Genomic DNA, 13,173 nt, shown 5'->3' with positions numbered 1-13,173 from the left:
TCGGATGTAGGCCGCCGGCAGCAACTTCACCGGGATGCCCAGTCGATTGAGCCAGCGCCCCCAGTGGTGGGCGGAGCCGCAGGCTTCCATCACCACCAGCCCAATGCTCCGGTTCTGGAACCAGCGCTCGAACTGGTGTCGGGTCAGCCGCTGCTGCTCGACAAGCTTCCAATTGCCATCTGCAATAGCGATTTGGAATACACTCTTGGCCAGATCCACTGCAACGGTAGTAGCATGCATTTCGGACTCCTTTCGTCGAAACCCGATCCCCATCCCCATGAGCACCGGAGGCGCTTATTCCGCGCCAAAAAGACGGGGGAGTCCATCCCATCATTCCACCGGACCTGCGCGAAAAGCCGCGCAGTCCGGTGAACTCAAACGTTATGCAGCCCTCACCTGAGACCCAGTTTATGAGCATGAGGCACAACCTTTTACTTCTTTTTGGAATAATTTTGCTTTGCACTTTATCGGGATGTGCATCGTTACCTTCGGCCAGCTTGGAAACAGTGAACAATAAGACAACTGAGTATGCGCAAATTAATCGGAGCGCGCCTGTAGTAGTTTTTGAAAACGGCCTCGGCGCATCCATGGATAGCTGGAGAAACGTCTTCTCCGAAATAGGAAAAGACGTAACAGTGTTTGCCTATAATCGACCAGGCTACGGAAACAGCAGTGAAGCAATCTCACCGCGAGATGGAGCTACCGTAGTTGATGAGTTGCGAGTTCTCCTGCGCAGCAGGGGGTTGCATCCGCCCTATGTTTTGGTTGGGCATTCATTGGGCGGCCTTTATGTACAACTCTTCTCGCGTAAATATCCAGATGAAATTGTTGGCATGGTTCTGGTTGACTCCTCTCACCCATCGCAACTTGAAGGCATTGGAGCAATTGAAAACTGGCCGGTCTGGGCAAAATTTCTGAAGCTATTTTTGAACTCTTCTCAAGAGAATGAGTTATTGGCGGCGAAGGAGACAGGGGGGCAAGTATTACGTTCACCGGCGCTATCAAATAAAAAAGTAGTTATCTTGAGCGCAAAATTGGATTCGGACTCCGAAAGCGCTCAATTCCTCAACGAAAAGAAAGCTGATTTGGGCCGCCTGTATCCAAACGCTCAACAGCTATGGGTTGATAGCGGACACTTCATCCAAAATGACAAACCAGAAGTGGTAATTAGTGCTATCAGAGATATGGTCAAGCCACTGGCGCGTCCGTAGGCGCGATTGCTCGCAAGTAAATGCATAACAAATTATTCCAGCGGGCCGTCAAAAAGCTGCGCTTTTTGCCATCCGCTGAATTCGTACGTTCCTGAACGACTGCTTTCCAAATCCAGTACGTCCGCAAAGGGTCGTAGGCTGCCGCTCCCAGCAGCAGGGTTTCGATTTGCTGGCGCTTGACCCCCAGTGACCCGGTCCGCAATCTGGCGGTCGTCGAGGACTTCTGCAGCCGCCTGGAAGTGCTGCCCTACGACATGGCTGCCGCAGCCCACTATGGCAACATCCGGGCTGTTCTGGAACAACAGGGCACGCCCATTGGCGTTAACGACCTGCATATCGCCAGCCAGGCCCGCAGCCGGGGGCTGGTACTGGTGACCCATAATCTACGGGAATTCCAGCGGGTGCCGGGTTTGCTGCTGGAAAACTGGGTCGCCGACTAAGCGAGTCCCCCAAGCCAAAACGGCGGGCCTGATTCTTTCAGGGCCCGCCGTTTTCTGCTGTTTTCATTTACAACCTGCGTCGCAGATCACCCCTTCGCAAACCGCATCACCCCGCCCTCGCAATTCACCCGGATGGTGTCCTTGGGCCCGAACCTGCCTTCGAGAATCTGCTTGGCCAGGGGGTTTTCGATGAACTGCTGGATGGCGCGCTTCAGGGGGCGTGCGCCGAAGACGGGGTCGAAGCCGGCCTTGGCCAGTTCGTCCAGGGCGCTGTCTTCCACCTGGAGCTGCATTTCCAACTGCTGCACCCGCTTTTCCAGGTAGCCGAGCTGAATCCTGGCGATGTTGCGGATGTTCTTTTCGTCCAGGCTGTGGAACACCACGGCTTCGTCGATGCGGTTGATGAACTCGGGGCGGAAGTAGCTCTTCACCTCGCCCATCACCGCCAGCTTCACCAGTTGATAATCGTCGCCGGCCATCTGCTGGATCATCTGGCTACCCAGGTTGCTGGTCATGACGATCACGGTGTTCTTGAAGTCCACGGTGCGGCCCTGGCCGTCGGTCATGCGGCCGTCGTCCAGCACCTGCAGGAGCACGTTGAACACGTCCGGGTGGGCCTTTTCCACTTCGTCCAGCAGGATGACGCTGTAGGGCTTGCGGCGCACGGCTTCGGTGAGGGTGCCGCCTTCTTCATAGCCCACGTAGCCCGGAGGGGCGCCGATCAGGCGGGCCACGGAGTGCTTTTCCATGAACTCGCTCATGTCGATGCGGATCAGGTGTTCCTCGCTGTCGAACAGGAATTCGGCCAGGGCCTTGCACAGCTCGGTCTTGCCCACGCCGGTGGGACCCAGGAACAGGAAGGAGCCGTAGGGCCGGTTGGGATCGCTCAAACCGGCGCGGGAGCGGCGGATGGCGTCGGACACCAGGCGCACGGCCTCGTCCTGGCCCACCACCCGGTTGTGCAGGCGCTCTTCCATCTTCAGCAATTTGTCCCGCTCCCCCTGCATCATCTTGGAGACGGGAATGCCGGTGGCGCGGCTCACCACTTCGGCGATTTCCTCAGCGCCCACCTGGGTGCGCAGCAGCTTGTTCTGCTTCTGCTCCCCGTCCCCGGCTTTTTCTGCGGCCTTCAACTGGGCTTCGAGCTGGGGCAGCTTGCCGTACTGGAGTTCGGCCAGCTTGTCGAAGGCGCCCTGGCGTTGCAGCTCGGCCATCTGCAGGCGCACCTTCTCGATTTCTTCCTTGATGTGGGCGGAGCCCTGGACCTGGGCCTTCTCGGCCTTCCAGATTTCTTCCAGGTCCGAGTATTCCTTGGCCAGCTTGGCGATTTCTTCCTCGATCAGGGCGAGGCGCTTCTTGGAAGCTTCGTCCTTCTCCTTCTTCACCGCTTCCCGCTCGATCTTCAGCTGGATGATGCGGCGGTCGAGCTTGTCCATCACCTCGGGCTTGGAGTCGATTTCCATCTTGATGCGGGCGGCGGCCTCGTCGATCAGGTCGATGGCCTTGTCCGGCAGGAAGCGGTCGGTGATGTAGCGGTGGCTCAATTCGGCGGCGGCGACGATGGCCGGGTCGGTGATGTCCACGCCGTGGTGCAACTCGTAACGCTCCTGCAGGCCGCGCAGGATGGCGATGGTGGATTCCACGGAGGGCTCATCCACCAGCACCTTCTGGAAGCGGCGCTCCAGGGCGGCGTCCTTCTCGATGTACTTGCGGTATTCGTCCAGGGTGGTGGCGCCGATGCAGTGCAGCTCGCCCCGGGCCAGGGCGGGTTTCAGCATGTTGCCCGCGTCGATGGCACCCTCGGCCTTGCCGGCGCCCACCATGGTGTGGATTTCGTCGATGAAGAGGATGATGCGGCCCTCTTCCTGGGCGATTTCCTTCAACACGGCCTTGAGCCGTTCCTCGAACTCGCCCCGGTACTTGGCCCCGGCCAGCAGGCCGGCCATGTCCAGCACCAGCACCTTCTTGCCCTTCAGGGTCTCGGGCACCTCGTCATTGACGATGCGCTGGGCCAGGCCTTCGACGATGGCGGTCTTGCCCACGCCGGGTTCGCCGATCAGCACCGGGTTGTTCTTGGAGCGGCGCTGCAGGATCTGGATGGCCCGGCGGATTTCGTCGTCCCGGCCGATCACCGGGTCCAGCTTGCCCTGGCGGGCCCGTTCGGTGAGGTCGATGCAGAACTTCTTCAGGGATTCCCGCTGGGCTTCCGCGTCCTGGCTATCCACCCCCTGGCCGCCGCGCACGGCGTTGATGGCGGTTTCCAGGGGACGCCGGGCGAGGCCGTGCTGCTTGGCGAGCTTCGCGGCTTCGCCCTTGTCCTCGGAGAGGGCGAGCAGGAACATTTCCGAGGCGATGAACTGGTCGCCCCGCTTCTGGGCTTCCTTGTCGGTCAGGTTGAGCAGGTTGCCCAGGTCCCGGCCTATGGTCACGTCGCCGCCGTGGCCGGAGACCTGAGGCAGGCGCTTGATGGCGGCGTCCAGGTCCTGCTTGAGGCCGGGCACATTGACCCCGGCCCGGGCCAGCAGGGAAGCGCTGCCGCCCTCCTCCTGGTTGAGCAGGGCCAGGAGCAGGTGCAGGGGTTCGATGAATTGCTGGTCGTTGCCGATGGCCAGGCTCTGGGCGTCGGCCAGGGCCTGCTGGAAGATGGTGGTGAGCTTGTCGAGTCGCATGGCGGTGTCCTTTCCTGTGGATTGCACCCCAGATGGGGACAGGAAGCCGGCATTTCAACTCCGCAATCAGGGAATCATCGCCCGGCAGCATCTCCCGGCAGCCAGTAGCGCTCCAGTTCCCCGGCCGGGATAGGGCGGGAATACAGGAAACCCTGGCAGGTGCGGCAGCCGTGGGCCAGCAGGAAGTCCCGCTGGGCCCGGTTTTCCACCCCCTCGGCCATGATCTCCAGCTCCAGGTTGCGGCCCAGGTCCAGGATGGCGGTGACGATCTTGGGGCTCACCGGGTCCGCCTGGATATCCCGCACGAAGCTGCGGTCCACCTTCAGCACATGCAGGGGAAAGCGCTTCAGGTAGGCCAGGGAGGAATAGCCGGTGCCGAAATCGTCAATGGCCAGGCGGATGCCCAGGCGCTCCAGGGCGTGCAGCTTGCGCGCCACGTCGCTGTCCGCCGGGCCGCCATCCATCAGCATGCTCTCGGTGATTTCCAGTTCCAGCCGGGTCGGGGCCAGGCCGGTGCGGGCCAGGGCCGCCTCGATGCGCGCCACCAGGTCCTGCTGGCGGAACTGCAGGGGCGAGAGGTTCACCGCCACCCGTTCCAGCCCGTGGCCGGCGGCGAGCCAGGCCTGGGTCTGGCGGCAGGCTTCTTCCAGGACCCAGTCGCCCAGGGGCAGGATCAGCCCGGTTTCCTCGGCCAGGGGAATGAAATCGTCGGGACACACCAGCACCCCGTCGTTGCGCTGCCAGCGCACCAGGGCCTCGACCCCCACCAGCTGGCCGTTGAGCAGGTCCACCTGGGGCTGGTAGTGGAGCCGGAATTCGCCGTTTTCCAGGCCCCGGCGCAGGGCCGCCTCCAGGCTCAGGCGGGCATCCGCCCGGCGGGTCTGGTCCTCGTCGTAGAAGCAGGAGTTGTTGCGCCCCAGGGCCTTGGCCTGGTACAGGGCGGAATCCGCATGCTGGATCAGGGTGGCGGCATGGTCCCCGTCCTGGGGATAGAGGCAGATGCCGATGCTGGCCCCCATGTACACCTCGTTGCCGCTGCTGATGTGGAAGGGCAGCGCCAGGCCCTGGAGCAGTTTGTCGGCGACGACGGCGGCCCCCTGGGCATCGCGCTGGTCTTCCAGCAGGATCAGGAATTCATCGCCCCCCAGGCGGGCCAGGGTGTCCTGGTCCCGCAGGGAGCGGCGCAGGCGGCTGGCCACCACCTGCAGCAGCTCGTCCCCGGCCGGATGCCCGAGGCTGTCGTTGACGTGCTTGAACTGGTCCAGGTCCAGGATCAGCACCGCCCCGCCCCCCTGCTGCCGGGCGCTGCGCTCCAGGGCATGCTCCAGGCGGGACAGGAACAGCTGCCGGTTGGGCAGGCCGGTGAGGGGGTCATGCTGGGCCAGGTGCTGCAGGCGCTGTTCGGAAGTCTTGATCTGGGAGATGTCGAGGAACACCCCCACGTAGTTGATGGGGGCATCGTCCCCGTCCCGGACGGTGCTGATGGTGAGCCACTCGGGATAGATTTCCCCATCCTTGCGGCGGTTCCAGATTTCCCCCTGCCAGTGGCCCGTGAGCGTCAGGGTCTGCCACATGGCCTGGTAGAAGGCCGGCTCCTGGCGGTTCGACTTGAGGATGCGCATGTTCTCCCCGAGAAGCTCCGCCTCCTCGTAGCCGGTAATGGCGCAGAAGGCGGGATTGACCGCCTCCACCCGCCCTTCCAGGTCGGTGATGACGATGCCTTCCTGGGTGGCGGAAAACACCGCCGCCGCCAGGCGCTGCCGGCGCTCGTCCTGGGCCACGCCGGCAGCGGGCAGGGGCTGGCTGCAGGCGCCCCGGCGGCAGAGGAACAGGGCATAGACCAGCAGGGAGCTGAGGAGCAGGAAGAACCCGTCCTTGAATCCCGACAGGGTTTGCCCGGCATTGAGCCACTGGTCCAGCAGCTCCCGCCCCAGGGCCACCCAGGCCAGGCCACAGGCCAGATAAAGCAGGGCCAGGCCCAGGGCCAGACGACGCTCCGGTCCCGAGGCTGCGACAACAAGGGGTTCCCCCCTGGATTCACGCTCCACGCCGGCTCCTAGAACAGTTCCACCGCAGCACTGGAGCCGGCCAGGGACTGGCGCCCATGACCGGCGTACAGGTCCGCCACTTCCAGGGCCAGGGAATCCTCTTCCTGCTCCGGGGAGAATTCCAGGGACTCCAGCTGGCGCACCAGCTGTTCCACCCGGGTCTCCATCTTCAGCATGCCCTGCTGGATGCGCTCGATCTGCTGCCGGGTAATGTCCTGGAACTGGATGCTGCCCATGACCTGGAGGATGGCTTCATCGAGCATCCCCGCCCCGTCGTAGACCAGCTGCACGGCGCTGGCTTCCCCGTCTATGGCCTGCTGGATGCCGTGGGCCAGCTCTTCCAGCTGGGCCGTGATCGCCCCCAGGGAACGGCGCTCTTCCTCGGCCTGCTGGCCCGCCTGCTGCATCTGGAAGTGGGACTGGATGATCTCGCTCATGCTGCCCATGCCGGCCTGGATCTGGCCGGCGGCGTCATCCACGGCGGCAGACAGCTTGCGCACCTCGTCCGCCACCACCGCGAACCCCCGCCCGGCTTCACCGGCCCGAGCCGCCTCGATGGCGGCGTTCAGGGCCAGCAGATTGGTCTGGCCGGAAATGCCCCGGATCACGTCCACCAATCCTTTCAAGGATTGGGTTTCCCGCACCACCTGCTCGGTGCGCAGCCGGTCCCGTTCCGCCTCCTGGGCCCGCTCGCTGATGTAGGACTCCAGCTGGGTGACGATGCCCCGGTTGTGGGCCAGGCGGGCCTCGGTGCTCGCGGTCAGGGAGGCGCTCAGCTCCGCCGCCCGGGCCACCACCTGCTTCAGCTCGTTCATGGTGCCGTCCAGCTTCTCGCACTGGCTGATGATGTTGTAGGCCGCCGCTTCCGTTTCCCCCACCAGCTGCTCCAGCTGGCTGCGGGTCATCTCGCCGACGCTGCCCACCTCCGCCACCCGGCCGGCCAGCTCCCGGGAACGGGACAGGCGGGTTTCGGCCCGCTGGCGCAGGCGCTGGGCCCAGACCCGGGTGCCCAGGACAAAATCCCGGAAGAACAGGTGCGACAGGATGTAGTGGGCCAGGAAGGCCAGGATCACGATCAGCAGGGACCCGACGGAATCGACGAAGCGGCTGGACAGCCCCCAATCCTCGTTGGCCACCCGGTGGTAGGTCTCATGGCCCCAATACACCACGGAGCCGGTCAGCAGGGCAATGGCTGAAAATACCAGGGCGCCACGCCGCAGCAGGGGCAGTTCTTCCACGATCTCTCCTTTGACCTGAAACCCGTTCGGGGCCGGCAAGCAAGGGAGATGGAGCCCTCTGCCGGCATGCCTGATGCAGCACTGCCTCTGTGGCGGGGTTTCAGATACTGTTCTCTCCCGTCCCCAGGGGGCGGGCAGAGCGGCAACCAGAGCCGTCGGCAGTGCTGACCGGTGGTCCTGCACGACCACCACCCTGGTCTGTCTTTTGTCAGTGCACAATCTATGGCGAATGGATGAGCCGGGCTAGCAGGGCAACGCTGATTCCCCTGTCACTCCCGGACTCAACAGCCCTCATGGAATGCACTACAAGCGCTGTAACAGTCCGGGCCTACTCGGAGGACACGGAAGGGCTGCTCACCAAGCGGTTGTTGATGGCGTACAGGGTGAGTTCGGCGTTGTTGCGCATGCCCATCTTGGTGAGGATGCGGGCCCGGTAGGTGCTGATGGTGTTGGGGCTGCGGTGCAGGCTCTCGGCCACCTGGGAAACCGACTTCCCCGATGCGAGCTGGCACATGACCTGGTATTCCCGGTCGGAAAGACACTCGTGGGGCAGGTTGCGGCGCCGGCCGCTGACCTCCAGGGCCAGCCACTCGGCCAGCCGGGGACTCACATAGGTCCCGCCCTGGGCCAGCTTGCGGATGGCCTTGACCAGCTCCTCGGGCACATGCTCCTTGTTGAGAAAGCCGTTGGCCCCGTTCTTCAGGGCCCGCATGGCCAGGTGCTCTTCCGAATGGACGCTGAACACCAGGATGGGCAGACCCGGCGAAGCCCGCTGCATGTCGGCCAGGGCCTCCAGACCGTTGCGGCCGGGCAGGTTGATGTCCAGAACGGCCACGTCGAACTGCTGCTGCCGCAACAGGGCCAGGGCCTCGTCCATGCACCCGGCCTGTCCGGTCACCTGCATGTCTGCCTCCGCCGCCAGGATCAGGCAGATGCCCTGCCGGACCACCGGGTGGTCATCCACGACGATAATGTTCATCACCTTGTTTCCTTTTCCACACCCGTTACGGGAATTTGTACGCGGACCCGGGTGCCGCTGATCTCCGGCACGGTCGCGATTTCGACCACACCACCGCACTGGACCGCCCGCTCCCGGATGCCCAGCAGCCCCAGGGAATGGCCATTGGCCGGCAGGGCGGCCATGCCCAGGCCATTGTCACAGACTTCCAGGAGCACCCCTTCGGCATTGCAGGCCAGACTCACCTCCACCCGGCTGGCCCGGGCGTGGCGGGCCACGTTGGTGAGCAGCTCCTGGCAGATGCGGAACAGATGGGTGGCCAGGCAATCGTTCAATTCCAGACGTTCTTCCGGCACCGTCACCGTGCAGCGTATGCCCAGGCGCCGGCGAAAATCATCCACCAGCCACTCAATGCCGGCCCCCAGGCCCAGGGTATCGAGGATGCCCGGGCGCAGGTCCCAGGAAATGGTGCGCACGGTCTTCAGGGTTTCATCGATCAGGCTGCCCATGGCCGCCACCTTGGCCGCCAGCTCCTCCTGCTCCGGCCGCAGCCCATGGCGCAGGCACTGGACGTCCAGCTTCAAGATGGTGAGATTCTGCCCCAGCTGATCGTGAATCTCCCTGGAGATGCGGGTGCGCTCTTCCTCCCGCACGCTTTGCAGGCGCTCGGTCAGGGCCCGCAGCTGATCCCTGGACTGCATGATTTCCTCGTTGGCCTGCTTGCGGGCCGTGATGTCATGGATGAAACCGTGCCAGAGCACGCCGCCCTCCGCCTCGGCACAGGGAATGGAGCGCCCCTCCACCCAGCGCAGGCCGTGTTCCGGATGCAGCACCCGGAACTCGCAGAACCAGGGGCTCATGTCCCGGGCCGAAGCCTCCACCGTATCGATCACCCGGGGCCGGTCCTCGGGATGCAGCATGCCCAGGGCCGGGGCGAAATCCTCCACCACGGCTTCGGGCTCCACCCCCAGGATGTCCTTCAGGCCCCGCAGGGCATAGGGCATGCAGTAGCGGCCATCGGGCCGGCGCCGGAAGGAGCAGATGACCCCGGGCACCGAATCCGCCACCTTGGCGAGCTGGGACTGGAGTTCCAGCCGCTGCTGCAGCACCGCCTCGGCCTGGCGCCGGGCGGTGATGTCCACATGGATGGTGACCAGCCCTTCGATGCCCTCGTCCCCCTTCCCCAGGGCCGAGACCTGGAGCAGGAACCAGCGTTCCCGCACGGGGTTCTCGCAATGGTATTCAATGCTGGCCACGGCCACCTTGCCGGCCAGGACCGCCTGCATGGCCTCCAGGGCCTCCCGGGCCGACTCCTCGGGAAAGGTGCGCAGACAGATCTCGAAATAATTGAGCCCCTCCCCCTGCTGCAGCCGCCCCGGGGCCCCGTTGTCCAGGGCGAATTCCGACCACTTGCGGTTCACCCGCAGGATGTGCCCCAGGCGATCGAGCACCGCCACCGCCACGGGCAGGGAATCCATCACCGCCTGGGTCAGGTTCTCGCTACGGTTGATCAGGGCGGCGCTGTGGCGCAGTTCCGTCACGTCCAGGAGTACCCAGAGCAGATGCTGCGCCCCGTCCAGACAGACGATATCCACCGAACCCAGCAGGTGGCGCCACTGCCCGTCCCGACGCCGCAGGCGATGCTCGCCGCTGTAGCTGCGCCCCGCTTCCAGGAGGGTTTCGATCACCGAGCGCCGCTCCTCCGGGGAAGCCCAGAGATGCAGGTCGCTGGAGGAAACCCCCAGCACTTCCTCCCGGGGCAGCCCGAGAATCTCCAGGAAGGCGGGATTCACATCCACCAGCACCCCGTCTTCCAGACGGCTGATACCGACACCGGCGGGGCTGGCCTGGAACACCGCGGAAAAGCGGGATTCGCTCTCCCGCAGGGAGTTTTCCAGGCGCCGCTGCTCGCTCACATCCTGCAGGGTTCCCCGGATCACCGGCCCCTGGCAGCCCCGGCAGCTCAGGGGATTCAAGGCGTGGGCACTGAGGCTCAGATGCCGGCACAGGCCGTCCTCCCCCAGAGCGCGGAACTCCATGGCCAGGGCGCCCCCCTGGCGGCAACAATTCTCCCAGGCCTGGCGCAAGGTTTCCTGATCCTCGGGATGCACCCGGGCCAGCAGACCCGCCTTGCTGATCAGGTCTTCCGCGGCGCCGAGCAGCTGCCGGGCCCGGTCATCCAGGGTCATGGCGTCCCCGGCCGGCTCGTAACACCAGAGTCCCAGCCGGGCACTGTTCATGAATAGAGAAGCTTCCCGGGGCAGGCTCTGCCACAGGCAATCAGGACGCCGCAGGCCCCAGCCGCTGGTCCGGCGCCGGAACAGGCGGCAGGACAGGAGCAACAGCAGTGTGGCCACCAAGAACAGGGCGATCCACTCGGCACTCATTCCAGCCCGCCCGGTGGTCCGGAGACCTTGAACGAACAGCTCGCGCCGGGAAGCTGGAATTTCATCTGTACATGCTCGGAAAAAACTGCTGAAAAATGAAGCCACCACCCGGACGTGGGCCAGGCAACGCCGGCCACGGCCCCTCGTCCATCCCCCCCTGCGACGGACCCCGCATCCGCCGGAAACCATCGCACCACCTCGCCCCACCGGAAAACCCCGGCCGGAACTGCCCCAGCCAATGCCAAACAGCTAATCCATGCATTTTAAGTGGAGCCGTCCATCTTCCCTATCGGGAGCCAATTCATTTCCGTGTAGACCAATCCATTATTACATATAGCCTAATTCACTACAGCCGGGGCCCGGGCCGTCCTGGCTCCCGAAGCCCCGGGAAATGGGACACAGGGGGAACCGTGAAAGAGGCAAGCCCTTGCGCTGGAAGCGGGCTCCCTGGAAACTGCAGGAAATGGCGGCAGCTTACGCCGGTCATTGGTACAACTCGTTTACTTTTGGTGAATTATTGAAATTCCCCATAGAATTGCGGGAAATCAAGGTTTTCCCCGGGAGGGACCCAAATGCAGCAACAAGGGATGACGCTCAAGGCCAAGCTCACGGGCTTGATATTGGTCACCGTCGTGGCCCTGATCATGCTCTTCGGCATGGTGCTCTCCATGGAGCGCTCCAACCTGATGCGCGACCGGGAAGAAAAGGTGCGCAACCTGGTGGAAGCCGCCCACGCGGTGATCGAGCACCACGCCCGGCTGGTCCAGGAAGGCAAGCTGGACGAGGCCCAAGCCAAGACCCTGGCCCTCGATACCCTGCGCGCCATGCGCTACGACAAGGTCGAATATTTCTGGGTCAACGACTACCAGCCCCGGGTGCTGATGCATCCGATCAAACCGGAGCTACAGGGCAAGGACATGTCCGCCACCAAGGACCCGAACGGCAAGCTGCTGTTCGTGGAGTTCGTCAACGAGGTGAAGAAGAACGGCGCCGGCTTCGTCGATTACTACTGGCCCAAGCCCGGCTCCGAAGCGCCGGTGGCCAAGATTTCCTACGTCAAGGGCTACGCTCCCTGGGGCTGGATCGTCGGCTCCGGCATCTACCTGGATGACGTGGATGCCCTGTTCAGGAAGAGCGCCCTGCTGCTGCTTGGCGTCGGCCTGGGCATCGGCCTCCTGATCGCCGTGCCCCTGGCTCTGTTTGCCCGCAACCTGGGCCGCGCCCTGGGCGGCGAACCGGATTACGCCCGGGAAATCACCCGCCGCATCGCCGCCGGGGACCTGACCACCGAGGTGGCCTGCCGCCCCGGGGATACGGACAGCCTGCTGGCCGGCATGAGGAACATGCAGCAGACCCTGCGGGCCATGATCACCGAAGTCATCCAGGACGCCGAACAGGTTTCCAGCGCCGCCGGCCAGCTGCTCACCGCCTCCGAGGAGGTGGCCGAGCGGGCCCGCCAGCAGAGCAGCGCCGCCTCCTCCATGGCAGTCTCGGTGGAGGAAATGGTGACCAGCATGGACCAGGTCACCGAAAACGCCCGGGAAGCCAGCAACCTGTCCCGGGAAGCGGGCGGCATCTCCCAGCAGGGCGCCGCCATCATCCACAATGCCGCCAGCGAGATGCGCCAGATTTCCGAATCGGTCCAGGCCTCTTCCCGCATCATCGAGGAACTGGGGCAGCAGTCGGACCAGATCAGCTCCATCGTGAACACCATCAAGGAAATCGCCGACCAGACCAACCTGCTCGCCCTGAATGCCGCCATCGAGGCGGCCCGGGCCGGGGAACAGGGGCGCGGCTTTGCCGTGGTGGCCGACGAGGTGAGGAAGCTGGCGGAGCGCACCAGCCTGTCCACCACCGAGATCACCACCATGGTGAACAAGATCCAGGGCGGCACCCGGAACGCGGTGACCAGCATGGAAGACGGGGTGACCCAGGTGAGCAAGGGGGTGGAACTGGCCACCCAGGCCGGGGATTCCATCAACCAGATCCAGAGCGGCTCCCAGCGGGTCACCGAGGTGGTCAACGGCATCACCGACGCGATCCGGGAACAGGGCCAGACCAGCACCCTGATCGCCCGGAACATCGAGCAGATCGCCCAGATGTCGGAAGAAAGCGCCCATGCGGTTACCAACACGGCTGAGGCCGCCCGCCACCTGCAGACCCTGTCCCGCTCCCTGCATCAGGCAGTGAGCAAGTTCAAGACGGGCTGAGGGCCAGGGCCC

At 64.2% G+C, this 13,173-nt stretch carries 8 protein-coding genes and 1 pseudogene; 3 read left to right on the top strand and 6 right to left on the bottom strand.

Going from position 1 to position 13,173, the window contains the following annotated elements:
- Positions 1-240, bottom strand: a pseudogene (locus G474_RS0112735) (IS110 family transposase); the annotation flags it as partial.
- Between the two features lie 170 nt (positions 241-410).
- Here G474_RS0112735 and G474_RS22830 point away from each other — a divergent pair.
- Both G474_RS22830 and G474_RS20695 read left to right on the top strand, forming a co-directional pair.
- Entirely contained in the window at positions 411-1,211 is an 801-nt protein-coding gene (locus tag G474_RS22830) for an alpha/beta fold hydrolase (RefSeq protein WP_169729520.1), read from the top strand.
- Between the two features lie 176 nt (positions 1,212-1,387).
- Positions 1,388-1,651: a type II toxin-antitoxin system VapC family toxin gene (locus G474_RS20695; protein WP_281171731.1), complete on the top strand. Its 264-nt coding sequence runs from the start codon at positions 1,388-1,390 to the stop codon at positions 1,649-1,651.
- A gap of 86 nt (positions 1,652-1,737) precedes the next feature.
- Here the strand turns inward: G474_RS20695 and clpB are convergent, their stop codons facing one another.
- The 5 genes from clpB to G474_RS0112705 all read right to left on the bottom strand — a co-directional run bounded on the left by clpB (position 1,738) and on the right by G474_RS0112705 (position 10,951).
- Entirely contained in the window at positions 1,738-4,320 is a 2,583-nt protein-coding gene (clpB, locus tag G474_RS0112725; RefSeq protein WP_026687315.1) for an ATP-dependent chaperone ClpB, read from the bottom strand.
- A gap of 74 nt (positions 4,321-4,394) precedes the next feature.
- Positions 4,395-6,368: a putative bifunctional diguanylate cyclase/phosphodiesterase gene (locus G474_RS20690; RefSeq protein ID WP_051282269.1), complete on the bottom strand. Its 1,974-nt coding sequence runs from the start codon at positions 6,366-6,368 to the stop codon at positions 4,395-4,397.
- An 8-nt stretch (positions 6,369-6,376) separates the two neighbouring features.
- Positions 6,377-7,606 carry a methyl-accepting chemotaxis protein gene (locus G474_RS0112715; protein ID WP_026687314.1) on the bottom strand — a complete coding sequence of 410 codons (1,230 nt, stop codon included), beginning with the start codon at positions 7,604-7,606 and terminating at the stop codon, positions 6,377-6,379.
- A 328-nt stretch (positions 7,607-7,934) separates the two neighbouring features.
- The gene (locus tag G474_RS0112710) at positions 7,935-8,585 is read right to left on the bottom strand and encodes a response regulator (RefSeq protein WP_084513744.1); all 651 of its coding nucleotides are present in this window, start codon (positions 8,583-8,585) and stop codon (positions 7,935-7,937) included.
- Positions 8,585-10,951 (bottom strand): PAS domain-containing sensor histidine kinase, encoded by a 2,367-nt coding sequence (locus G474_RS0112705; protein WP_026687312.1) that lies wholly within the window; start codon positions 10,949-10,951, stop codon positions 8,585-8,587. The genes G474_RS0112710 and G474_RS0112705 overlap by 1 nt, the downstream gene beginning before the upstream one ends.
- A 572-nt stretch (positions 10,952-11,523) precedes the next feature.
- Here G474_RS0112705 and G474_RS0112700 point away from each other — a divergent pair.
- Positions 11,524-13,161, top strand: a complete 1,638-nt coding sequence (locus G474_RS0112700; RefSeq protein ID WP_026687311.1) for a methyl-accepting chemotaxis protein — start codon at positions 11,524-11,526, stop codon at positions 13,159-13,161.
- Positions 13,162-13,173: the final 12 nt, after the last annotated feature.

The sequence above is a fragment of the Azovibrio restrictus DSM 23866 genome (assembly GCF_000429665.1).
Lineage (GTDB): Bacteria > Pseudomonadota > Gammaproteobacteria > Burkholderiales > Rhodocyclaceae > Azovibrio > Azovibrio restrictus.
Note: the sequence above shows the minus strand (reverse complement) of the source record. Positions and strands in the feature narration are given on the sequence as shown.

What these genes read in the sequence shown, in the direction of transcription:
- G474_RS22830 (WP_169729520.1), top strand. Translation starts at nt 411, where the DNA reads ATGAGCATGAGGCACAACCTTTTACTTCTTTTTGGAATAATTTTGCTT.
- clpB (WP_026687315.1), bottom strand. Translation starts at nt 4,320, where the DNA reads ATGCGACTCGACAAGCTCACCACCATCTTCCAGCAGGCCCTGGCCGAC.
- G474_RS0112710 (WP_084513744.1), bottom strand. Translation starts at nt 8,585, where the DNA reads ATGAACATTATCGTCGTGGATGACCACCCGGTGGTCCGGCAGGGCATC.
- G474_RS0112700 (WP_026687311.1), top strand. Translation starts at nt 11,524, where the DNA reads ATGCAGCAACAAGGGATGACGCTCAAGGCCAAGCTCACGGGCTTGATA.
- G474_RS0112705 (WP_026687312.1), bottom strand. Translation starts at nt 10,951, where the DNA reads ATGAGTGCCGAGTGGATCGCCCTGTTCTTGGTGGCCACACTGCTGTTG.